19 protein-coding genes and 2 pseudogenes are annotated in these 22,493 nt (G+C 46.3%); 9 read left to right on the top strand and 12 right to left on the bottom strand.

The features are described from left to right. Nucleotides 1–68 precede the first annotated feature (68 nt). Genes hepT through AYW75_RS15375 form a run of 3 tightly spaced genes read right to left on the bottom strand, consistent with a single transcriptional unit; the run spans nt 69 to nt 1,742 of the window. Nucleotides 69–479, bottom strand: coding sequence for a type VII toxin-antitoxin system HepT family RNase toxin (hepT, locus tag AYW75_RS15385; RefSeq protein WP_067101303.1), 411 nt, complete (start codon nt 477–479; stop codon nt 69–71). Beyond that, nucleotides 476–853, bottom strand: a complete 378-nt coding sequence (mntA, locus tag AYW75_RS15380; RefSeq protein WP_067101301.1) for a type VII toxin-antitoxin system MntA family adenylyltransferase antitoxin — start codon at nt 851–853, stop codon at nt 476–478. The genes hepT and mntA overlap by 4 nt, the downstream gene beginning before the upstream one ends. Nucleotides 854–875: 22 nt before the next feature. Further along, nucleotides 876–1,742 carry a YicC/YloC family endoribonuclease gene (locus tag AYW75_RS15375; RefSeq protein WP_067101298.1) on the bottom strand — a complete coding sequence of 289 codons (867 nt, stop codon included), beginning with the start codon at nt 1,740–1,742 and terminating at the stop codon, nt 876–878. 132 nt (nt 1,743–1,874) lie between these two features. On the opposite strand from AYW75_RS15375, the gene rph reads away from it, so the two are divergent. Continuing rightward, nucleotides 1,875–2,600: a ribonuclease PH gene (gene rph, locus AYW75_RS15370; RefSeq protein WP_067034038.1), complete on the top strand. Its 726-nt coding sequence runs from the start codon at nt 1,875–1,877 to the stop codon at nt 2,598–2,600. 159 nt (nt 2,601–2,759) lie between these two features. Further along, nucleotides 2,760–3,275 carry a hypothetical protein gene (locus tag AYW75_RS15365; RefSeq protein ID WP_067101295.1) on the top strand — a complete coding sequence of 172 codons (516 nt, stop codon included), beginning with the start codon at nt 2,760–2,762 and terminating at the stop codon, nt 3,273–3,275. A gap of 43 nt (nt 3,276–3,318) precedes the next feature. Here the strand turns inward: AYW75_RS15365 and AYW75_RS15360 are convergent, their stop codons facing one another. The 3 genes from AYW75_RS15360 to AYW75_RS15350 form a co-directional block, all read right to left on the bottom strand. Further along, nucleotides 3,319–3,510: a YgaP family membrane protein gene (locus tag AYW75_RS15360; RefSeq protein WP_067101292.1), complete on the bottom strand. Its 192-nt coding sequence runs from the start codon at nt 3,508–3,510 to the stop codon at nt 3,319–3,321. 158 nt (nt 3,511–3,668) lie between these two features. Further along, a complete protein-coding gene (gene ushA, locus AYW75_RS15355) occupies nt 3,669–5,285 on the bottom strand; it encodes a bifunctional UDP-sugar hydrolase/5'-nucleotidase UshA (protein ID WP_067101289.1) in 1,617 nt (538 codons plus the stop codon). Between the two features lie 841 nt (nt 5,286–6,126). Next, on the bottom strand, nt 6,127–7,044 hold the full coding sequence (locus AYW75_RS15350) for a sensor domain-containing diguanylate cyclase (protein ID WP_067101286.1): 918 nt from the start codon (nt 7,042–7,044) through the stop codon (nt 6,127–6,129). 320 nt (nt 7,045–7,364) lie between these two features. Here AYW75_RS15350 and AYW75_RS19260 point away from each other — a divergent pair. Both AYW75_RS19260 and AYW75_RS15340 read left to right on the top strand, forming a co-directional pair. Next, nucleotides 7,365–7,604, top strand: a pseudogene (locus AYW75_RS19260) (IS30 family transposase); the annotation flags it as partial. A gap of 506 nt (nt 7,605–8,110) precedes the next feature. Beyond that, nucleotides 8,111–8,761 (top strand): annotated as a pseudogene (locus AYW75_RS15340) (IS4 family transposase); the annotation flags it as partial. A gap of 394 nt (nt 8,762–9,155) precedes the next feature. On the opposite strand, the gene AYW75_RS15335 reads toward AYW75_RS15340, so the two are convergent. The 4 genes from AYW75_RS15335 to AYW75_RS15320 form a co-directional block, all read right to left on the bottom strand. Beyond that, nucleotides 9,156–10,265 (bottom strand): ABC transporter ATP-binding protein, encoded by a 1,110-nt coding sequence (locus AYW75_RS15335; RefSeq protein ID WP_067101275.1) that lies wholly within the window; start codon nt 10,263–10,265, stop codon nt 9,156–9,158. Nucleotides 10,266–10,333: 68 nt separating this feature from the next. Next, nucleotides 10,334–11,215, bottom strand: coding sequence for a carbohydrate ABC transporter permease (locus AYW75_RS15330; protein ID WP_067034021.1), 882 nt, complete (start codon nt 11,213–11,215; stop codon nt 10,334–10,336). Further along, the gene (locus tag AYW75_RS15325; protein WP_067101273.1) at nt 11,208–12,137 is read right to left on the bottom strand and encodes a carbohydrate ABC transporter permease; all 930 of its coding nucleotides are present in this window, start codon (nt 12,135–12,137) and stop codon (nt 11,208–11,210) included. Before AYW75_RS15325 ends, AYW75_RS15330 begins: the two co-directional genes overlap by 8 nt. Before the next feature lie 70 nt (nt 12,138–12,207). Continuing rightward, complete coding sequence (locus AYW75_RS15320) at nt 12,208–13,455, bottom strand: ABC transporter substrate-binding protein (protein ID WP_067101270.1); 1,248 nt, start codon at nt 13,453–13,455, stop codon at nt 12,208–12,210. Nucleotides 13,456–13,749: 294 nt separating this feature from the next. On the opposite strand from AYW75_RS15320, the gene AYW75_RS15315 reads away from it, so the two are divergent. The 3 genes from AYW75_RS15315 to AYW75_RS15305 are packed head-to-tail and all read left to right on the top strand — an operon-like array spanning nt 13,750 to nt 17,473. Next, the gene (locus tag AYW75_RS15315; protein WP_156490871.1) at nt 13,750–15,327 is read left to right on the top strand and encodes a sensor histidine kinase; all 1,578 of its coding nucleotides are present in this window, start codon (nt 13,750–13,752) and stop codon (nt 15,325–15,327) included. Beyond that, complete coding sequence (locus tag AYW75_RS15310; protein WP_067101267.1) at nt 15,314–15,739, top strand: response regulator; 426 nt, start codon at nt 15,314–15,316, stop codon at nt 15,737–15,739. The genes AYW75_RS15315 and AYW75_RS15310 overlap by 14 nt, the downstream gene beginning before the upstream one ends. An 18-nt stretch (nt 15,740–15,757) precedes the next feature. After that, on the top strand, nt 15,758–17,473 hold the full coding sequence (locus tag AYW75_RS15305) for a putative bifunctional diguanylate cyclase/phosphodiesterase (protein ID WP_067101265.1): 1,716 nt from the start codon (nt 15,758–15,760) through the stop codon (nt 17,471–17,473). On the opposite strand, the gene AYW75_RS15300 is transcribed toward AYW75_RS15305, so the two are convergent. Next, nucleotides 17,453–18,907 carry an ATP-binding protein gene (locus tag AYW75_RS15300; RefSeq protein ID WP_067101262.1) on the bottom strand — a complete coding sequence of 485 codons (1,455 nt, stop codon included), beginning with the start codon at nt 18,905–18,907 and terminating at the stop codon, nt 17,453–17,455. The genes AYW75_RS15305 and AYW75_RS15300 overlap by 21 nt on opposite strands. Beyond that, a complete protein-coding gene (locus tag AYW75_RS15295) occupies nt 18,882–19,643 on the bottom strand; it encodes a response regulator (protein WP_067101260.1) in 762 nt (253 codons plus the stop codon). The genes AYW75_RS15300 and AYW75_RS15295 overlap by 26 nt, the downstream gene beginning before the upstream one ends. 201 nt (nt 19,644–19,844) lie before the next feature. Here AYW75_RS15295 and AYW75_RS15290 point away from each other — a divergent pair, with 201 nt between their 5' ends. Both AYW75_RS15290 and AYW75_RS15285 read left to right on the top strand, forming a co-directional pair. Next, on the top strand, nt 19,845–20,816 hold the full coding sequence (locus AYW75_RS15290) for a carbohydrate kinase family protein (RefSeq protein WP_067101257.1): 972 nt from the start codon (nt 19,845–19,847) through the stop codon (nt 20,814–20,816). Nucleotides 20,817–20,867: 51 nt separating this feature from the next. Further along, a complete protein-coding gene (locus AYW75_RS15285; protein ID WP_067101254.1) occupies nt 20,868–22,481 on the top strand; it encodes an alpha-glucosidase family protein in 1,614 nt (537 codons plus the stop codon). Nucleotides 22,482–22,493 lie beyond the last annotated feature (12 nt).

Genomic DNA, 22,493 nt, shown 5'->3' with positions numbered 1-22,493 from the left:
AAACTACACTTTATTAATTTAAAAGTATCACTTTAAAAAGCCTGAATTATATTCTCTGTTAAAGTTGATTAGCCCTTAAGCTTTTTAACGGTATCAACAAACTCTTCAAAATCCCTCAAACGTTGCTCAACCACATACTTCACTATATCAAGGTTTAGTGTCTGGTAGTCATGGACTGCCACATTGCGAAGACCGATCATTTTTTGCAAGTTCAATGCGAGTGGGGCTGAGATCAGCCCTGCTTTTTTAAGCAGTTCAAAGCTGTCGCGGCTGCTTTGCGGAATGCCTGTTTGATGCTGTTTGTTGAGGATGTTTGCGGCATCAATGCTCGCCTCGCAGGCACGCTGTAAATTCAAAACGATCGAATCTTGGCTGGTGTAGTCTGTGTCGAAGTTGCCTTTTGCTAAGGCGTAGACGTCTCGAATACGTTTCAAGCAGCGAGCAATCGTTGCTAGCTTATTGAGAATTGAATCGTTCATTTCAAATACTCCTGCAAAATATCCGCACGCTCTTCGTTCAAATGCTGGTACATCGACATGATCTGCATTTCAAATTTCGTTTGCTCGTTTTCACTGCCGAAAAGTAGCTCGCCTTTCATGATGATTTGGTTTTGTAAAACAGTCGATGCGGCTAGCAGATCGACTAGATCAACGTCTTGATCGAACTCGATGGCGAGGGTTTGTTCCAAGTCGAAGCGTACTACGGAGTCTAACTTCTTCTCCAGTAGCACAGCTACATCAATATCACTTGAAGGCGTAGCACTGCCATCTGCTTGAGAGCCAAACAGGTAAATCAATTTAACATCCGGCATAAGTTGCTGGATTGATTGGATTAAACTCTTTTTATCTAACATGGCTACACCTTCACTATTCAGTTTACTCAATATTCTGAATCTGCTCTCGCATCTGTTCAATCAAGACTTTCAATTCGACGGCGCTTTGCGTCGTTTCCACCACAATCGATTTAGACGATAGGGTGTTGGCTTCGCGGTTGAGTTCTTGCATGAGGAAGTCTAGGCGGCGGCCGATGGGGCCTTTTTCATTCAGTTGGCGGCGCACTTCTTTTGTGTGTGTGGCTAGGCGATCGACTTCTTCGGCGACGTCGGCTTTTTGTGCCAGCATGACGATTTCAGCTTCGACGCGCATTGGGTCAAGTTCGACTTGGGCCGCGTCGAGTTTGTCTTTGAGGTTTTGCTTTTGCGCGGCGATGATGGTCGGTAGCTTTTCTTTTACTTCAGCGACGATGGCGTCAATGGCGTCTAAGCGCTCAATAATGATGGTGTCTAGTTGTTCGCCTTCACGTTGACGTACTTGGATCATTTCGTCGACGGCTTTGTTGAATAGGGCGATGACGGCCTTTTTCATGTCGTCGGCATCAACACTGTCATCGCTTAAAATGCCTGGCCATTGCAGAATCTGCAAAGGTGATGGTGTTTTAATGCCATCGAACCACGTGCCTAGCTCGCTTACGGCGTTGGCAAGGGCTTGAGCGTTTTCAGCATTGATCTTTAGACCTGTCGCAGCGGTATCTACGGCATGTATGCGTAGTTGGCATTCCACTTTGCCGCGGTTCAGTTTTTTACGTAGCACGTCGCGGAAGCTGAATTCCAATTCACGAAATTGTTCAGGAAGACGAAAGTGTGGCTCAAGGTAGCGTTGGTTTACTGAGCGGATTTCCCAGCTAATGGTGCCCCAGTCGTATACGGCTTCTTGGCGCGAAAAGGCGGTCATGCTTGCAGTCATATCAATCCCTAGCAGCTAAATAAAAGTGATTCGTAGTGTAACCCATGTATGACTTTCACGTCAGGATAGGCAGGCATTTTGTTCAAGGTTCGTTATAATCACCCCTTTGAAACGAATGACAGAGAGACAACTATGCGTCCAAGTGGTAGAGCAGCCGATCAATTACGTCCGATGAAGTTTACGCGTAACTTTACCAAGCATGCGGAAGGCTCCGTGTTAGTGGAATGCGGCGATACCAAAGTGATTTGTACTGCGACGGTCGTAAAAGGCGTGCCACGTTTTCTAAAGGGCAAAGGCCAAGGTTGGATCACGGCCGAATACGGCATGTTGCCACGCTCCACGCACAATCGTGTCGATCGTGAAGCGGCACGTGGTAAGCAAAGTGGTCGTACGGTTGAGATTCAGCGTTTGATTGGTCGCTCGTTGCGTGCCGCGCTTGATCTTAAAAAATTAGGTGAGCACACCATCACCATCGACTGTGATGTGCTTCAAGCGGATGGCGGCACTCGCACCGCATCGATTTCGGGCGGTTTCGTTGCATTGGCTGACGCCGTCAAGACCTTGGTCGACGCGAAGAAGGTCAAGGAAAACCCCATCGTGTCGCAGATCGGCGCGATCTCAGTCGGGGTGTATCAAGGCACGCCCGTACTGGATCTGGACTACCCAGAAGACTCAAGCGCAGAGACGGATATGAATGTGATCATGAACGATAAAGGTGGCTTTATCGAGATACAGGGCACCGCCGAAGGTGAAGCCTTTAGTGATGAGCACATGGTGGGCATGCTGGCAGTGGCTCGCAAAGGCATTAATGAAATCCTAGAAATGCAGCGCCAGGTATTGGCTGACGACGCAGAGTAAGCAGTGATGTGATCTATAAGGGGGAGCCAATTGGCTCCCCTTTTTCATGTCGGACCTTTTATTAGGTGACGGAATTTGTTACTGCAATCGACGGCTTCTGGTTGCTATTTGAACAATTGGCTGTGTCATGATGCGAGTTGTTTTAAAGGAGAATGCGATATGAATAACAATAAAATCGTCGCGCTGCTATTAGCAACGGGCTTATCGAGTGCGGTTTCTGCTGAATCAGTGGTATCTGGAATATGGGAATTAGAAACCCCAGCGTCTGCTCAAGGGGTAATTGACGACGCGATCGATGGCGTTGTGAAAGAGATGAATTTCTTTGTTCGCAGCATTGCCCGATCACGTTTGGAAGACGAGGCGACGGTATGTCGGCAGTGGACATTAACAGAAAGCGCTGAGACATTTACTTTTCAATGTGCTCAGCAGCCATCTTGGCAAGTAGCCGTGAGTACAACCCCTACGAATCTTAAAGGGGAGGATGGTCGCGATATTACCGCACAGTACGAAGCGACGGATACTAGCCGTCAAGCCACGCTAACCTCGGAACGAGGGGAGCGCCGTCATCGATGGGAGCGACAAGACGAACGCTTAGTCTACCGTGCGACTATCGTTTCAGAGAAGCTGCCTAAACCGCTGCAGTGGACATTGGTGTACGAGAAAGTAGCGCCCTAAAAAAAGCGAGCACGTAGCTCGCTTTGTCTTGGTGATCAGACCGTTACTTTTTTAACTTACAGGTGTTGATGCCGAGTAAGGTGTACAGTGCACAGAAGTTAAATACGCCAGTTGCTAGGGGAATCACACCAATGTAGCCCCACGCTCCGATGACACCTGTGAGCGCTAAAGCAATCAACAGAACCCCTACAACAATGCGTAAGATTTTATCTAGTCCGCCTACATTTGCTTTCATGATGATTCCCTCTTAACTGTCTCGATGAATAGCATCAGTATAGAAAGTCATTGAATATTAGTAAAACCTAAAATTAATAGGGTTGGACATAGATCAAGAAACGCCCAAGATACTGTGTACCTTGGGCGTTATTTTTAGTATCGGTTGTTATGCAGCGATTAACGGATGACGGCACCTGTTGGTGCATAATCGGTAATCATGATAGGCGAGTAATCTTTGATGTAGCCCATGAGTACATCCGCGTCCACATAGCCTGAGTTCACGTAGTTCGCATGATCCGTGATTTTTGGGTAGCCATCACCACCTGTTGCCGTATAGCTGTTCATTGCAATACGGTAGCTTTCGCCTTGTTTAAGTGGTTTGCCAGCGACTTTAATATCCGTTGCTTTACCATCAACGAGTACCAGAGAGACGCCTTGGAATTGAGCAAAAGCGCCAGAACCGGCTTCTTTGCTGGCCACGGCCGATAGGTAGTCGGTTAGCTCATCAGCGTTTAAATCTACGTACGATAATGCGTTGCCAAAAGGCTGTACTTGCAGAACCGATTTGTATGTGATGGTGCCCGCAGGAATGTCATCACGAATGCCACCAGCGTTCATGACGGCAACGTCTGCATTGACTTTTTTCATCATCGCTTTGGCGATTAGGTTACCAAGGTTGGTTTCCTCAGAGCGGACAATGCCGCGCTCGCCAACTAGCTTGCCATCGGTAAAGCCGATCTCTACGTTTAGCTTATCTTGACCAATGTTTTGGTACGGTTGCAGCATTGCCAGCATGGTTGGATCTTGTTCGATCTCTTTGTCGATAAAGACACGTTCGCTGGTGCCGTCGTCTTTCTTCACTTTTTTCTTCAGGTTGACAGGGATCAACTCGTAGTCCGAGTATTTGATTTCGCCGTCGACGATGGTCATATCCAAACGACCTACGTATTTGCCCCATTCATGCGCCTGTAGAATCAGCGTGCCACTCTGTTCATCTGGCTCAAACAATGGGTTTTGTGAATGGCCGCCGACGATGACATCAATGCCCGGTACTGTGCGAGCTAGAGTGACGTCGCCAGGTGCATTACCTCCGTGGTTGCCATTGTCGTAATGGCCCATGTGGGTGACAGCAACAATGAGATCGGCTTTGTCTTCCAGTGCTGGAATGAGATCTTGTGCGACTTCGATAGGCGATTTGATGGTTAAGCCACCAAGGTATTCTGGATTACCAATTTTGATGGTGTCATCGGTGGTAAAGCCGACGACCGCCACACGTAGGTCATCAACGGTGAAAATTTTGTAGGCATCAAACAGCGGCTTGCCGGTTTTATTGTCTATGATGTTGGCAGACAAAAACGGAAAGCCCGCCCAGTCATGCTGCTTTTTCAATACATCAATTGGATTATCGAATTCGTGGTTGCCCAGTGCCATCGCATCGTATTGCAGCATGTTCATGCCTTTGAAATCAGGCTCGGCATCTTGTAGGTCCGATTCAGGTACGCCGGTATTGATGTCACCGCCAGACAATAGCAAGGTGTTGCCGTCTTTAAGCATGACTTCTTCACGGATGTTATCGATCAGCGTCTTGCGAGCGGCCATGCCGTACTCACCATTGTTGTTTTCCCAGAAGCGGCCATGATGGTCGTTGGTATGCAGTATTGTTAAGTGATATTCCTGACCGGCTTGCCACATTGGGGCCGTCGATGCAGGCTCGCTGTTCATGGTTGAACAGCCCGCTAGGGCAATAACAACGCCCGAAAGCGCAAATTGCGCGGCATAGCGTTTTGCGTTCATTTTGTTGTCCTTTCTTGTGATACCAGAGTTCATTCAGCGAAGCTAGGCTTCAAGGTTCCATGGTGAGACTAGCGCTCACTTATAAAATAATGTAACCCAACAAGATGACAACTGCGAGACGAAAGTGGACCAATTGAACAAAACAATAGTAAAGGGTAGTTTAATTTATATGCTTAGTTAACGGTTGGCACGAACTCCAAGATAATCATTATGCTTGGTACTGTAGTTATTATAAGGGTATTTATACACAATATATAAAGAGGAGTTTTGTACCACAAAGGCATAACTTTCCCACAATCTTCAAACTGTCTTTTCTTTGTAGAAAATGGACGTGTAATGGCATAGCCAAAAATAATAGTACGCCAGAGAGTATAGTGGCATAGTGAATCTGGCCACCTGACTAGAGGGGTGATACACACACCTCATAGATAAAACAGGTAAACCAATGACTAAACTAAGACGACCGAACTTTAGCCTCGTGTTTCGTTTAGATTCAGCAAAGCTAGTCTTAGAACAAAACTACAGTGTTGTTAAAGCAGCTGCAGCCAAGCGAGCAATTACAAATTACATAGTCGGATACTTCAGTCCAATAAGAAGACTGCATCAGCACAACAAAATGTCGCCACCTAATAGAGCGGAAGAACAGTACTGGAAAACTATAAAACCGCGGACAGTTTTACTTGACCACTACAACCTTCGTAGATCTCATAAGGGATAAAAATATGTCTACGTATTTGTCTTTCATCACTTCCTTCTTTTTCTAAGTCCTATAAACGATGTTCTTACTTCCACATCGGAATTAAGAAGTGAGGATAGATTTAGCGATGAGACAAATAAAAGATCAGCCTTCTTCAAACAACGTTACCTGATCTCTACCGTTACGTTTCGAGGTATATAGAGCCCGATCCGCAGTCTCATAGAATTTTTCAAAATCGGTGCTACTCGTGTGAACAGACACCCCAACTGATATAGTAATAGGAATCAATTGACCATCTATTTCATAGGGATTGTCTTTGACCAAATTCTTCATCTCAACACCAAAATCAAACGCTCTGTCTTTATTTGTTTCCTTCATAAAAACAACAAATTCTTCACCGCCGACTCGACCAAAAACATCCGATTCTGATAAGTTTTCTTTAATTAATTGAACAACATGCATTAAAACATCATCGCCTTTTTGATGACCGTATTTGTCATTAATATTCTTAAAAAAATCAAAATCAATAATCAGAAACGCCACTTCTGTGTCAGGCCTAGTACACATTTTCAATTCATCGTTTATTTGAGTAATGAGCCCTCTTCTATTATTTATAGACGTTAGCTCATCAATCATGGCCATGTTTTTATATTGCATAAGTTCTGAATTGAGTTGATTGGTGTTCACCTTACTTTTCGTCATATCTTGAAGTGTCATGATCAAGTAACCATCATCACTCGTATATTCAGAAACCGAAAACCAACGACCATCAATGTAATCGGCTTCAAAGGATCTATACTGTATTGAACGGCGCACTTTTTTAACATATTCAACAAACTCTTCGAGATTATTCGAATCTATCTTAATTCCTTTTTTTTGATGGAACTGATTACGAATAATGTCGCTGAAATTGACTACCCCTATATCCTCTTCCTGAACACACATATTTTCTTGAAAGGAAGGGTTACAAAAAATTAGAACATCATCTTCATCAAAAATACCACAACAATCCTTCGTAGAACTTATAAGTGATAAAAATACGTCTACGTACTGGCCTTTCATCACCTCCTCCTACGTTCTCTAAACGATACATTCTTTTGCACATCACTCTTTGTAGAGCCAAGCATTAGTAGTCAAACGAAATACTGAATACGTAATGTTTATTTATACTTTACATCAAAGTAAGAGATCGGCAAACCACACCTGAAGGTGTTTTTCTGATCTAACGTCATCTTTCAGTTTTTTTGAAGATGCAAGGATGTCACTGTATCGTTAAAGCGCAAATTCAGATAAAAAGTGCACCACTCATGGTTGATTAGGTGGCGAGAGATCAACTGCCTACAGGTGGCTTTCTAACGTTGTCAAACAATTAGAGTATTACTATGAGTTACAAGCAGTTGATTGAAGGACAACGATACAAGATTCAAGCCTATCCGAGCCAACATTTAAGTTATAGAAAGATCGGCAGACGACTCAATGCTAGCCATAAATGGATTTATGGTAATGTGCAAAGAGACAAGCGCCAAGGCGGTAAGCTCTATAAGCATTTGCGACATAGCGGCATACGATACCGAAAAGGAAGCCGTGTCAAACGGGTCATTATTCCTAATCGAATGTTTATCTCGCTTTTCTTTCACGAAGGTCTATGGTTTCACCTGAACGATTACGTCAGCAAGCGACCTCGCTGCGGGAGCAGATTGGCTCAGGAGGCGCTATGGCCTACACTCGGTATTCGGTCAAAAAAACAACCTGATTGACGATCTGAGTAAACCCGAAATGGCTTCGATAGTACGCAGGAATCGGGTCAGGAGCTGAGGTGTCCCCAAAAATTTTCAATATAGATCATAACGTTAGCGTAAGAAGGGAACGTTCATGACATTTGGCGATCAATAATTTCGCCAAAAACAACTCATCACCAAAGCCATGAACGCGACCGCTATATTGAACAAAATCCTTCCGATTGTCAGCCCCAACATGCATAAAACTCGACGCAACGCGCTATCAGCTTGTGTACTCAGCTTAGCCCAAGGAAACCTTTGCACTGTGACCAGTATCGGTCGAGGCATTCAATCAAAAGCATACGAGAAGCACCGTATTAAACGCTCAGACCGATTGCTTACGCCGCGAAGCTTTATCGATTTATGCTTATATCTGCCGACTCTTTGTGATTCAAACGCGTCCAATCATTAGCGTGGATTGGTCTGATTTAGGTGCTCGTGGACAGCACTTTCTAATTCGTGCCAGTACGGCTTTTGAGGGGGGATCTATTACGCTTTATGAAGAAGTACATGACAAGCTCACAAAAGAAAAGCCTAAAGCACATCGACAATTTTTAAGCGTTTTAAAAGCACTGCTTCCAAGCAAAGCAAAGCCCATCATTGTAACAGACGCTGGATTTAAGACACCTTGGTTAGATGAAGTTGTGAAACAGGGCTGGGATTATGTCGGACGAGTCAGAAGGCCTCGTAAGTACTATGACAACTCGCTTCACGCCTGGTGCTGCATATCCACTTTGTTCTCTAGTGCTAATCAAAAACCTAAGCATCTAGAGCTTAAACATCGTCAATCTGATCCGATCACCAATCAATTTGTACTTTATAAGAGCTCACCTAAAGGACGCCACTCCATCAATCAAAGAGGAAAAAGACGGACTTCGTTGTCTTTCCATCCCGTGAACCGTCTTTATGCGAAGCGTTGCGTCAAAGCTTATGAAACAAGAATGCAAATTGAAGAAGGTTTTCGCGATATAAAAAAGCAGCCGATTCGGCTTGAGATTTGAGCTAAGTTATACATTCAAAATACAGCGGCTGAGCAACTTTATGCAAACCGCTTCCAAGTCAATACACTACGCAAGCGAAGAGTTTTATCACACTTTTACCTTGGGAAACGAGCTGTTATGACACGTTTCCAAATATCAAAACAGGATTCGAGGAATGTAATCTGACAACTCGTCCAAAAGTTATCGAAGGGGGTCTAAGCATGCGTAATTTTGTGGGGATACCTCAGGGTCAGGAGCGGAATGAGGTCGTATTTTTAATGAGAGTCGCTAGTTTTGGCGAAATCGTGGATGAAGCCACTGATTCAGGCATACATTTATCCCGCTTGCTTTCCAGCGCGTCAAAAAAAAGCCGGCCCTAGGGCCGGCAAACTTTCTCTTAAACAACGGTTAAAAGCTACTGATCGATACGTTCGCCAGTGTCTTTATCAAACGCGACGGCTTTGGAGGTATCAAGCATCATGGCGATGGTTTCACCGGCTTTAGTTGGGTAAACAGGATTACAGCGGCAGTTGACTTCGGCTTCTGAAATACGGGTTAACACCATGGTGTCGGCACCCATTGGTTCGGTGACTTCGACATCAATGTCCGCAGTGACGACAAACGCAGCGCCTTCTTTGTGTGGCTGCGGCTCGGTAATCATTTCAGGGCGCAGTCCCAATAGGATCTCTTTGCCTAAGTAGGGTTTCAGGCTTTCTTGATCTGAGAAGGGGACAATGGTTGGCTTGCTGGCTTGCAGTTCCAATGCGAATGCACCGTTCTGCTCAACCACTTTCGCTGGGACGAAGTTCATTGCTGGAGAACCCATGAAGCCTGCTACGAACAAATTAGTTGGGTTGTCGTAGATTTCTTGTGGTGTGCCCAGTTGCTGTACTTCACCGTCTTTCATAACGGCAATGCGGTCGGCCAATGTCATGGCTTCGATTTGGTCGTGGGTCACGTAGACGATGGTGGTGCCCAGTTTTTGGTGTAGCTTTTTGATTTCCGTACGCATTTCTACACGCAGCTTGGCATCAAGGTTCGACAATGGCTCGTCGAAAAGGTACATCTTAGGGCGGCGAGCTAAGGCACGCCCCATGGCAACACGTTGACGCTGACCACCTGACAGTTGAGCGGGCTTACGCTTCAGCAAGTGACCGATTTGCAGCATATCTGCGACACGCTGTACTTCAGCTTCACGCTCGTCTTTTGGCACTTTACGCATTTCTAAACCGAATGAGATGTTCTCGGCAACGGTCATATTTGGATACAGTGCGTAAGACTGGAACACCATCGCGATGTCGCGGTCTTTCGGGCTTGAGTAAGTAACGTCGTCGTCGTCGATTAAGATGCGCCCTTCAGACACGTCTTCAAGGCCAGCAATCGAATTCATTAGTGTGGATTTACCACAGCCAGATGGGCCTACTAGGATCAGAAATTCACCGGCCTCGATGGAAATATTGATGCCTTTTAGAATTTCTGTTTGGCCGTAGCGTTTTTTAACATTTTCAATGACGAGATTTGCCATGTTGTTTCTCCAAATTCTGTAACGGGCCGGCGGATGTTGTCGCCGGCGCACGGTTCAACCTTACAAACTTAACCTTTAACCGCACCGGCTGTGAGGCCGCGTACGAAATACTTACCTGCTAACACATAAACCAATAGGGTCGGTAGGGCGGCGATGATGGCGGCGGCCATGTCGACGTTGTATTCCTTACCACCGAAGCTGGTGTTAACGAGGTTGTTAAGGGCTACCGTCACAGGTTGTGTGTCGAAGCCAGAGAACGCCACGCCAAATAGGAAGTCGTTCCAAATTTGCGTGAACTGCCAAATAACCGTAACGACGATGATCGGCGTCGAAACAGGCAAGATAATACGGTAGAAGATGGTAAAGAAACCGGCACCATCTAAGCGCGCCGCTTTGATCAGCTCTCCCGGGATAGATTGATAGAAGTTACGGAAGAACAAAGTCGTAAACGCCACACCGTATACCACGTGTACCAGCACCAAGCCTGTTGTGGTGTTCGCGATACCTAACCAGCCCAAAGTACGCGCCATTGGCAGCAGGATCACTTGGAATGGAATAAAACAACCCACCAACAGTGCGGCAAAGAAAAAGTCGCTGCCACGGAATTTCCAGTGGGAAATGACGTAACCATTGATCGCACCCAGCAGTGTCGAAATCGCCACAGCAGGAATAACGATCTTGAACGAGTTCATAAAGTACGGCGCCATGCCTTCACATTGGCTGCCGGTACACGCTCCGCTCCACGCTTTTGACCACGCGCTGAAGTCTATGGAACCTGGTAGTGACAACAAGGTGCCGCTGCGAATCTCTTCTACGTCTTTTAAGGACGTAAGCAGCATGACGATGAACGGTGCTAAGTACACGGTCGCCATCGCTAATAAGCAAACATACAGCGCTACACGTAATACCTTGTCTAACCCAGAAGTCTGGCGTTTTGCTACATTACTCATGGCGCTCACCTCGTAGTTCTGAGTACAAGTAAGGGATCAGGATCGCCAAAACACAGCCCAACATGACCATTGCAGAGGCGGCACCTAAACCGATCTGGCTACGGGTAAAGGCGTGTGCATACATGAAGTTGGCCGGTAGATCAGACGAATAGCCTGGACCGCCATTGGTCAACGCGGCGACTAAGTCGAAACTCTTGATGGCAATGTGTGACAGGATCACTAACGCACTGAAAAAGACAGGTTTTAGCGATGGCAAAATAATGCGTCGGTAAGTGGTAATAATGCCCGCGCCATCGAGTTGAGCGGCTTTGATCATTTCACCGTCCACACCACGCAGACCGGCTAAGAAAAGCGCCATGACGAAGCCAGATGCTTGCCATACGGCCGCAATGACCAAACAGTACACAACCATGTCTGGATCAGACAGCCAGTTAAAGCGGAAGTCTTCAAAGCCCAGTTCGATCATCATTTTTTCGATACCGTTGGTCGGGTTAAGCAACCACTTCCATGCGGTACCCGTTACGATGAATGAGATCGCCATTGGGTAAAGGTAAATCGTACGAATCGCGCCTTCTGCTCGAATCTTTTGATCTAGGAATATCGCCAACATGACGCCAAGAAACAAACAAATCAGGATAAACAAACCACCGAATACCCCAAGGTTAGTCAGAGCCACGATCCAGCGGTCATTCATAAATAAACGCTCGTATTGTTCTAGGCCAACGAATTTGTACGAAGGCAGCATACGAGAATTTGTGAAAGAGAGTACGGCAGTCCATATCATGTAGCCGTAGATACACACGACGGCCGCTACGACAGTCGGTGCCATGACGATTTTGGGTATCCAATCGGCTAAACTCAGGCGCGCAGGACGACCTGCTTGAGTCGCTCCAGACCCAGCATTGGCGGCGTTTTTGTTCATAATCGGGGCTTCTACTTTAAAGGAGAGAAGAGAGGCCAACCCTTAGGCTGGCCTCAGATTGTAGCGTGTATTACATGCTTGCTTTAATGGTACGAGCAAGACGATCTACTGCTTCTTCAGCGGTCATGGACTCGCTGTTGTAGAAGTTAGTGACCACATCAAATACTGCACCCTGTACCATTGAGTTTACAGCCATGCCGTGTGCCATACTTGGTACGAGGTTGCCCGTTGTTGAACTTGCTAGGAAGGCATCCATTGAAGAGTGTGCACAGGTATCGAACTTGTCACGAGGCATGTTCAAACGTGCAGGGATAGAACCTTTGTTTAGGTTAAAGGTTTCTTGGAACGTTGGCTCAAGCATTAGTTTTGCAAGATCTTGCTGAGCACTTTGCGCACCTTCATCGTCCACTTGGAACATCGCTAGAGAGTCGATGTTAAACGTAAACTGCCCGCTTGTGCCTGGCGCTGCGTAACAGACGTAATCAATGCCAGCTTTTTTGCCTGCCGCTGTGAACTCACCTTTCGCCCAGTCACCCATGATTTGCATTGCTGCTTCACCGTTGATTACCATTGAGGTAGCAATGTTCCAATCTCGGCCTGAGAAACCTTGGTCTACGTAGTCACGTGTCTTCTTGAACTTTTTAAACACATCAACCATTTCGTCGCCACGCAATGTCGCATCGTCTAGACCGATAAAGGCAGCGCTGTAGAATTGTGAACCTTTAGACAGAGCAATAGCTTCGAATAGTGTCGCGTCTTGCCAAGCTTGACCGCCGTGAGCAAGTGGCGTGAAACCAGCTGCTTTGATTTTGTCTGCCGCTTCGAAGAACTGATCCCAAGTGGTTGGAATGCTTGCGCCCGCTTTTTTGAAGATTTCAGGGTTCGCCCACATCCAGTTTACACGGTGCACGTTAACCGGCGCTGCTACATAGTGGCCGTCGTATTTCATGACATCGCTGACAACTTGAGGAAGGACAACATCCCACTGACCTTGTTCGGCAACTGCATCAAGGTTCGTTAGGAAGCCTAAGTCGCCCCATTCTTGAATAGTAGGGCCTTTGATTTGTGCAGCCGCAGGCGGGTTGCCGGCGATTGCGCGAGATTTTAGAACGGTCATTGCAGATTCACCGCCGCCACCCGCTACAGCAAAGTCTTTCCAAGTGTGGCCTTCTTCTGTCATCAAGTCTTTTAAAACGTTGATCGAAGCGGCTTCACCACCGGATGTCCACCAATGTAGTACTTCTACTTCACCTGCGTGTGCTGTCGCCGCTGCAACAGAAATGGCAAGACTCGATAAACCTAATGCAATCTTTTTCATGGTCAGTAACCCTTGTTATTGTTATGGGACTTTGTAACTAACGTTTTTATCAATCTAGGTCGTCAGCATAAAAAATGCTCACTTAGACATGACAAATGTAGCAAACCTTATGCACGGAGGTAGTAAAGTAGAGCAACCAAATGTATCAAAGTCTTGCAGGGTTGTATTTCGAGAGTCGTAAGGTATTTGATATGTAATAAATTTATCTTATACATTTCATGTTACTGTGCATTAATGATCTTCAACTACACTTAAAAAGTATTTAGGTTTTACCTAATAAGGCAAGGAGACATTGTGAGCACACAAATCTATTTAGGGATGGATGTTTTTTTTCTCGCCACTTACGCCTTAGCGCTTTTTTTTGTTTGGAAACTTTCTCAAAACAAGTCAGACCAAGAGAGGCCAAAAAGCCTACTTGGGCTATCGTTAATATTGATCAGCCTGTCTGTCATTGATCTGGTGTTTGACCATTCACATTATCACCCTGAATCCTTTTCTGGCATGGTGACTATGCTTTCAAGTGTTGTCTATGGCATCGGTGCGACGCTAGCGTTGTTGTATATTTTATTTAATTGGCGTGAAAAAAAGCGATCCAAATCACTGCATTTAAACAATCAACGTTTGCAAGAAGAGATTGATCGTCGACGTAGCGTCGAAGCAGAACTCCGCCGTTTGTCCGACTCTTTAGAGCATGAAGTCGCGCTGCGTACCAGTGAGCTGCAAGAAATCAAAGACAAGTTAGAGCAGGAAGTGCAGGCTACAGAACAAGCCAACAAACGCATGATGAGCATTTTTGAGTCGGCACCCAATGGCATGCTGGTAGTCAATCGAGAAGGCATTATTACTCAAGCAAACAGCATGGTCGCTTCCATTTTTCGTTGTCAGGTGCAAGAGTTAGTCGGACGATCTGTCGACAGTTTAGTACCGAGTGAATTACGGGAGCGTCATGAGGTGGACCGCGATGGGTTTCAGGCCAAACCTTCGAAACGCAAGATGGGAGCTCGACGGGATTTGTATGGCGCACGGTTAGATGGCTCATATGTGCCACTAGAGGTGGGGTTACATCCAGTGGAATTGGATGGTAATACTGAAATTGTAGCCGCCATTGTTGATATTAGTGAGCGTAAAGCCTACGAAAAGCGTATCCATGAACGTAATGAAGCATTAGAGGTATCGAACCGAGAGTTACAGGAATTTGCTTTCATTGCGTCCCACGATTTACGTGAGCCACTGCGTAAAATCATTTCCTTTTCGATCCTGTTACAAGAAGGTGAGTATGGGAAATTTAATGAAGAAGGTCAGGTTTTTTCAGGTTATATTGTCAATGCGGCTCAACGCATGCGAGATTTATTAACGGATTTATTGGCGTACAGCCGTGTGACGTCAAAGGCAAATCCTTTTAAGAGTGTTAGGCTGAATCCTTTATTAGAGGAAGTGCTGGAAGACTTACAGCTGATTATTGAAGAAACTCAAGCTCAAATACACATTGAATCTCTGCCCAGTGCCGAGGTTGACCAAGTACAAATGCGGCAATTGTTTCAGAACTTAATCAGCAACAGCTTGAAATATCATCACCCAGATCGAGCACCCGAAGTGTTTATATCTGGACAGGAAAAAGAAGACAGTATTCATTTGGAATTGCGTGATAATGGGATTGGTTTTGATCCGCAATTCTCCGAACAGGTTTTTGAGATATTTAAGCGGTTACATGATCGTCAGGATTATTCTGGTACCGGTATGGGACTCGCAATTTGTCGCAAGATAGTGTTGCGACATGGCGGAACAATTGTTGCCCAGTCGCAAGAGGGAGAAGGTACAACGATGTTGATTGAATTACCTAAACAGCAGGTGGATCAGCATGTCTCAGGTTAACGCAAAGCCGGTGCGCATCGTGATGCTTGATGATGACCCTGAAGATGCATTGTTGGTCTCAACGGCGATTAAGGGTCTTGAATATGATGTGCCGTTTCAGCATATACAGACGAGCCAAGCGTTTACGTTTTACCTTTCTGAAGACTATATGACGCAGTCTCGGGAATCTGCTGTTATCTTATTATTAGATTTAAATATGCCGTGTAAGACTGGCTTAGAATGGCTGAGAGAGTTGCGTTGCGAAACGCAATATAAAGACCTTATTATTGTTGTGTTTTCTACCTCAGGGATGGCAGAAGAACGCGTGAAAAGTTTGTCTTTAGGGGCCGATGATCATCTTGGTAAACCAGATCGAGTACAAGACCTGACTCATAAACTTGATATTTTGTGCAGGCGCTATGTGGAGCAATAAACTTAGTAAGGAGGCGTCGTGGATAAGACTAACTTATCTGTTCTTGTGATCGAAGACGATTACGAAGATTTTATTCTACTGCGTACGTATCTTTCGCGAGCACATCGTTCTCACTTTGATTTGTACCATGTGGCTAGTTTTGCTGAAGCAGTGAAGGCTTTAGTCGAGCAGGAATTTGATGCCGTTTTGGCGGACTATTTTTTAGATGGCCATACGGCCATAGATTTGTTTAAACACGCTAAATTAATTGGTTTTGAAACGCCAATCATCGTCCTGACTGGAGGGGATCCGTCAGAGTTAGACGATGTACTGATGCAGCTTGGTGCGTCAGATTTTATTCCCAAAGATGAACTGACAACCGCGCTCCTTGAGCGCAGTGTGCGACACTCGATTGAGCGCAAAAAAGCAGAGCAGCAAATCTCAATGTTGATCAAACGAGATCCGCTAACGGGATTGGGAAATCGTTTGATCTTTGAAGAGCATGCGGAGCTGGCCATAGCGCGAGCGCGACGCAATAAAACTCGGTTAGCCGTAGCGTTTCTAGATTTGGACCGCTTTAAAAACGTAAACGATACGTTAGGTCATCATGTGGGCGATATGTTGCTGACATTGGTGGGGAAACGTATTCAAGAGTCGATTCGTTCCAGCGACTTTGTTGCACGTATTGGTGGTGATGAGTTCACATTACTGCTGGACAACGTCCAAGATGTGTCCAGTTTAAACGGTATCGCCAATAAAGTTCTGGCTGAGGTGTCGCGTCACGCAATACTAGACTGTAAGCATCTAGAAGTATCTGCCAGTATGGGCATCGCCTTGTACCCTGACCAAGGTGAGACAGTCTCTGAGCTCATGCGAAAAGCCGACATGGCGCTGTATGAGTGTAAAAAGCTTGAAAGCAATCAACATCATATGGTGTTCAGCGACAGCTTACAGGCACGTTTGCATAAGGAAACACGTGTTGAAAATGGCCTACAGAGAGCCTTAGTTAACAACGAGTTTGAATTACAGTATCAACCTATTATTTCACTCGATACCCACCAAATACATGGCGTAGAAGCGTTGATCCGCTGGCGACTTCCCGATGGCAATTTGCTTATGCCAGGGGAGTTCATTGATGAGGCTAATCGTGTTGGATTGATTGGTGCGTTAGGCGAATGGGTGTTAGAAACCGCCTGTCAGCAACTAAGACGCTGGCTTGATGAAGGCTTAGTTGTCAGCATGTCGGTCAATATATCCCCCCGTCACTTACGCCAAGCAGGTTTTGAAGAAGTGGTGCAGAAAAAGGTAAAAGCCTATCAGATCCCGGCAGGTACTTTAATGTTAGAGTTAACGGAAGAAGTGTTTGTCGACAGCGGCCTCACGAGCTTGTATGCGCTGAATGAAATTCGCAAACTAGGAGTAGGAATCGCAATTGATGATTTTGGTACTGGCTATTCCTCCATGCGTTATCTGAAAACCTTACCGATAGACCGTATCAAGATCGACCGCTGTTTTGTGTCTGGCAGCGGTAGTGAAGACTTGTCTGATCCCATGATCACTCAAGCTATTGTATTTTTAGCGGAAGGCCTAGGTTTCGATTTGGTTGCGGAAGGGATTGAAACCGAGCAGCAATCATTGGCCTTGGCCAACCAAGGTTGTCATAAAGGACAAGGATATTTGTTTGCCAAAGCCCAACCAAGCGATGTCGTGACAGGGTTATTACGTGAACAGATCCTAGTGGCGCGGGAGCCATAAACGGACTTCTAAGCCACCCTGTTCACGGTTTTGCAAAGATACTTCCCCTCCATGAGCGCGAGCAATGTTTCGTGCTATGCTTAAACCAAGGCCAACACTGCCTGTGCGTCCGCCTTGAGAGCTTGATAGCTGAGTGTAAGGTTGGAACACATGGTCCATCTTAGTATCAGGAATTCCTGGGCCTTGATCGCAAATACGGATACACAATTCATTCGCCCCGTCTTCTATGTAGATTTCAGCATGATGACCGTAATACAACGCATTGTCGATCAGGTTTCCTAAGCAACGGCGAATAGCCAAAGGTTTGCCGATGTAGGGGGTCTTTAAGGTGCCGATAATGGTCATCGCTTGCGTCATTTGATTAGCGCTGTGTTGAATGTCTTTAAGGTAGCGCATGATGTCGATTTCGACGCGATTTTCGTGAATATCGGTTTCTTTTACGCTCTGAATCGCGCCTTTTACCAACAAATCAAGGTCTTCAAGATCGCGTACCATGGCTTCGCGGGTGTCCTCGTCGTCTAACATTTCAGCGCGTAAGCGAAGCCGTGTAATCGGGGTTTTCAGGTCATGTGAAATGGCAGCGAATAGCTTCTCTCGATCATTCAGGTAACGCTGAATCCTCGCCTGCATGTCATTAAAAGCATGGGCCGTATGCTTTACTTCTAATGCACCGACTTCTCGTAAGGGTTTAAAGTCTCCTTGACCGAAACGTTCCGCCGCTCTGGCCAGTACTGCCAGTGGTCGTGTCGTACGGCGCAGAATGAGTAGAGTGAGCAGCAGTACTGTTGTCACGGACACGATTAATGAGAAGACCCGGTCACGGCTCAGAGGTGATGTCGTTTCTTCAAGAAAATAAGGATCTGGCATAAGGCTGGCCAAATACAACCAATCTGAGTCGTTGATTGGGATTTGAATGACAATAATCGGTGGTGTGAGGGGTTTGACGAGTAGACTATGGTGCCCCCAGCGTTCAGGTAAATCAATCAATCGCGTCTGGTTGTTGATAACGTGTAAGTCTTCGGGGCTAGAGAAGGCAATCTTGGCATTGCTGATACCGAGCTGTTTGCTCAGCGTGTTTTGAACTTCTGCTTTGACAATGTCTTTAAGCGGTGAATCTTCAATAGGGTTGATTAAAATCTCTTCCCGATTCAAGGTCACAAAAAACCGTGTTCCGCCCATATCTTGCAGTTGATCAATGACAATATGGCGATAATTTTGCGGTAGTGATGTGAAGTAGCTGACGGTCGCAGCGATCCGAAACGCCATATGCTTAGACACTTCACGAACGTTTTCACGGGTATCAGCTTCGACTTGATGCAACCAAATACTTGAGCCGATCAGCTGCACCGCCGCGACACCAAACGTCATGATGATAACGATTTGACCTGTTAAGGACTGGAACCAACGTTTAACTCGATGCAGGGTGGTCATCATCAGTCGCTGTGACTTGTGCAGTGAGAATGTAGCCTTGTCCGCGTACCGTTTTGATCAGTTGTGGTTGGCGTGCGTCTTCTCTAAGGCGCTGGCGTAAGCGGCTGACGTGCACGTCAATAAATCGGTCCAGCGGTGTACTATCGCGACCACGTGTATTTTCTGCAATATAGTCTCGAGTCAGCACCGTACCTGGATTGGTGACGAATAACATCAGTAAATTGTAGTCTGCTCCACTTAACGATTCTTTTACGTCATCAACGGATAATTCACGCGTTAACGTGTCCAGTACAAACTGGGCGAAGCGATAAAAGCGGTGAGCATCCGGCACACTTTCTTCTACTGGTTCGGGCACCTCATTGATGTGTTCCATGCGACGGTGGATAGCTTTGATGCGAGCTAATAATTCGCGCGGATTGAACGGCTTGGCAAGGTAGTCATCTGCGCCAATTTCAAGGCCGATAATACGGTCCATCTCATCCGAGTTGGCGGTTAACATGATGACTGGCACGTTGGACTGAGTGCGTAAGGTTCGACATACTGAAAAGCCATCTGCGCCCGGTAAGCGTACGTCCAGAATCACCAAATCCACGCCATCTGTTGGGCTAAATGCAGCCAAAAAGGATTCGCCCGAATCGGCCGTTCGAACCCGATATTGATTCTTCTCTAGATACGATTTGAGTAAAGAACGAATCTCATCGTCGTCATCCACAACGTAGACGCATTTAGTTTTTGTCATATAAGTATCATTGGATAATAAATAATCAGATAAGGAAAAGAGTCTAGCAAGAAACCGTTTGTTAACCAACGGCCTAGATAATAGAGTCAGTAATTGTCTGTAACGGCTATAGTAACATGTATTCAAGTGTGGCGTTTCAGGCATATTTGCCTTCTGCTTCAAAGCGTAGGCTGATATTAACAATAAGAGAGAGACAACACGATGACGACACAAGTAATGGCTTTTGGTGAAGCCTTAATTGACTTCCTTTCGAATGGCGATACAGCTTTAGATGGACTTGAGTCATTCACTAAATACCCTGGTGGCGCGCCTGCCAATGTGGCGGTCGCAGTAGCCCGTTTAGGGGGAAACAGCCATTTCGCCGGACAAGTGGGTGACGATGCTTTTGGGCACTACTTAAAAGCATCATTGAATCGCTATGGTGTGAATACTAATAGTATGCTGATGACCAAAGAGGCGAAGACTGCACTGGCATTTGTCAGTCTCGATCAAACAGGCGAGCGTAGTTTTGAATTTTACCGCAACCCATCGGCCGACATGTTATTTCGTGGCGAAGACTTTAAAACGGAATGGTTTGCTGATGAAACGGGTGTGTTTCATACCTGTTCGAATACGTTAACTGAAGCAGATATTACGGCCGCGACCATGGCGGGCATTGAATTGGCCAAAGCCGCAAACTGGATTGTCAGTATTGATGTGAACCTGCGTATAAACCTATGGCCAGATCATCAAGTTGATGTTCAGCGAGTGATCAACTGGATGCGTCAAGGGGACGTGATTAAAGCCAGCTTGGAAGAGCTAGAAGTGTTGTCGAACGAGCCATTGGTATTAATCAATGAGTTACTAAGCGACGGTGTGTCACTGTTTGTCTTAACCGATGGCGGCAATCCTGTACATTATTTTGCAGGTGAGCAAGGTTCTGGAGAAGTGATTGCTCCTAAAGTGGATGTAAAAGATACCACGGCGGCAGGGGATGCGTTTGTCGGAGGCTTGCTGTATCAATTAGCAGAGCGTGGCGGTGATCGTGCCTCGTTGCAAAGTTTTACACAGATCGAGCTAGAAGCGTGCATTCGATTTGCTGTGGCGTGTGGTGCAGAAGCCGTAACCAAAACCGGTGCTTATCCGTCGTTGCCGTCGTTAGAACAAGCACAACTTCGACTCGACACAATTTAGCCGCAGATCGCACGTAGGGTGCGCTGGTGAATCAAATACAGGAGTAGGGTAATGGCGTTGAACTGGTGGCAAGGGGGGATCATTTATCAGATTTACCCACGTAGCTTTATGGATGCCAATGGCGATGGTATTGGCGACTTAAAAGGCATTACAGACAAGCTGGATTACGTGGCTTCTTTGGGGGTGAATGCTATTTGGTTATCCCCCATTTTTACCTCACCTATGAAAGATTTCGGCTACGATGTCAGTGATTATCGCGACATTGACCCTATGTTTGGTTCGCTAGCGGACTTTCAGACCTTAATAGACCGAGCCCATGCACTTGGTCTAAAAGTGATGATCGACCAAGTGATCAGTCATTCTTCTGATCAGCATCCTTGGTTTGAAGAAAGCCGTCAAGATCGTACTAACCCGAAGGCGGATTGGTACGTTTGGGCGGACCCTAAAGCAGACGGCACGCCGCCCAACAATTGGCTGGCAATCTTCGGTGGCAGTGCTTGGAAATGGGACAGTCGTCGTTTGCAGTATTATCTGCACAACTTTTTAGAATCTCAGCCGGATTTTAATTTCCATCATCCTGAGGTGCGTAACGTTCATTTGGACAGTATGCGTTTTTGGTTAGAAATGGGAGTCGATGGCTTTCGCTTGGATACGGTGAACTTTTATTTCCACAGCCAAGGGTTAGAAGACAACCCGCCTGTGCCGCCAGGTGAACCGAAAACCAAAGGCGCGCCTGAGGACAATCCCTATACCTATCAGCGTCATGTGTATGACCTAAGCCGGCCAGAAAATCTGATATTTTTACAAGAGCTAAGGGCCTTGATGGACGAATTCCCTGGCACCACCACGGTGGGTGAAATCGGTGATGATTTTCCGCTTAAACGGATGGCGGAATACACGGACGGTGGCGACAAGCTGCATATGGCGTACACCTTTGAGTTACTCAATAAACCTCGTTCTCCAGAATTTCTGCGCGATGTTATTCGTACCACTAATGACAGTGTGCGTGATGGCTGGCCGTGCTGGGCGGTGTCAAACCATGACGTAGTGCGCATGCGGACGCGTTGGGGTGCTGATGAAGATCCGATTCAGTATCCATTGGTGGTTTTAGCGCTAACGCTGTCTTTGCGCGGCAGTGTCTGTTTATACCAAGGTGAAGAGCTTGGGTTGCCGGAAGCTAATGTGCCATTTGAACGTATTCAAGACCCCTATGGCATTCCGTTGTGGCCAGTGTTTAAAGGCCGTGATGGCTGCCGTACACCAATGGTGTGGGAGAATGCTTCGCAAGGTGGTTTCTCGACCAGTGAACCGTGGTTACCAGTAGATGACCAGCACTTACCATTGAGTGTGGCCACTCAAGAAGCCAACCCAGACTCGTTTTTGCATCAGGTTCGTCAATTGATCCACTGGCGACAGTCGCAACCAGCGTTGGTGCGTGGTGAATTAACGTTTACTGACGTTGGCAATGAGGACTTACTGGCGTTCACGCGATGTTATGAAGAGGATACTGTGTTGGTTGTAATCAACGTCACAGGGCAATCTCAGCTAGCGACATTACCGGAAACGGTCGGTGACGTGTTAACAGGGCATGGTTTTGAAAGCGAAATGTTAGGGCAAACACTGACGCTGCCAGCGTATCAAGCTTATTACGCGATGCTAGCGTAATAAGCTTAACTG

Source organism: Marinomonas atlantica (genome assembly GCF_001639725.1).
In the GTDB taxonomy this organism is placed as follows: domain Bacteria; phylum Pseudomonadota; class Gammaproteobacteria; order Pseudomonadales; family Marinomonadaceae; genus Marinomonas; species Marinomonas atlantica.
This window is presented reverse-complemented; position numbering and strand designations above follow the sequence as displayed.

Coding starts and splice junctions, on each gene's coding strand:
- AYW75_RS15310 (WP_067101267.1), top strand. CDS start 15,314: ATGTCTCAGGTTAACGCAAAGCCGGTGCGCATCGTGATGCTTGATGAT.
- AYW75_RS15290 (WP_067101257.1), top strand. CDS start 19,845: ATGACGACACAAGTAATGGCTTTTGGTGAAGCCTTAATTGACTTCCTT.
- AYW75_RS15300 (WP_067101262.1), bottom strand. CDS start 18,907: ATGATGACCACCCTGCATCGAGTTAAACGTTGGTTCCAGTCCTTAACA.
- rph (WP_067034038.1), top strand. CDS start 1,875: ATGCGTCCAAGTGGTAGAGCAGCCGATCAATTACGTCCGATGAAGTTT.
- AYW75_RS15285 (WP_067101254.1), top strand. CDS start 20,868: ATGGCGTTGAACTGGTGGCAAGGGGGGATCATTTATCAGATTTACCCA.
- mntA (WP_067101301.1), bottom strand. CDS start 853: ATGTTAGATAAAAAGAGTTTAATCCAATCAATCCAGCAACTTATGCCG.
- AYW75_RS15335 (WP_067101275.1), bottom strand. CDS start 10,265: ATGGCAAATCTCGTCATTGAAAATGTTAAAAAACGCTACGGCCAAACA.
- AYW75_RS15320 (WP_067101270.1), bottom strand. CDS start 13,455: ATGAAAAAGATTGCATTAGGTTTATCGAGTCTTGCCATTTCTGTTGCA.
- ushA (WP_067101289.1), bottom strand. CDS start 5,285: ATGAACGCAAAACGCTATGCCGCGCAATTTGCGCTTTCGGGCGTTGTT.
- AYW75_RS15375 (WP_067101298.1), bottom strand. CDS start 1,742: ATGACTGCAAGCATGACCGCCTTTTCGCGCCAAGAAGCCGTATACGAC.
- AYW75_RS15360 (WP_067101292.1), bottom strand. CDS start 3,510: ATGAAAGCAAATGTAGGCGGACTAGATAAAATCTTACGCATTGTTGTA.
- AYW75_RS15295 (WP_067101260.1), bottom strand. CDS start 19,643: ATGACAAAAACTAAATGCGTCTACGTTGTGGATGACGACGATGAGATT.
- AYW75_RS15330 (WP_067034021.1), bottom strand. CDS start 11,215: ATGAGTAATGTAGCAAAACGCCAGACTTCTGGGTTAGACAAGGTATTA.
- AYW75_RS15365 (WP_067101295.1), top strand. CDS start 2,760: ATGAATAACAATAAAATCGTCGCGCTGCTATTAGCAACGGGCTTATCG.
- AYW75_RS15325 (WP_067101273.1), bottom strand. CDS start 12,137: ATGAACAAAAACGCCGCCAATGCTGGGTCTGGAGCGACTCAAGCAGGT.
- hepT (WP_067101303.1), bottom strand. CDS start 479: ATGAACGATTCAATTCTCAATAAGCTAGCAACGATTGCTCGCTGCTTG.
- AYW75_RS15350 (WP_067101286.1), bottom strand. CDS start 7,044: ATGAAAGGCCAGTACGTAGACGTATTTTTATCACTTATAAGTTCTACG.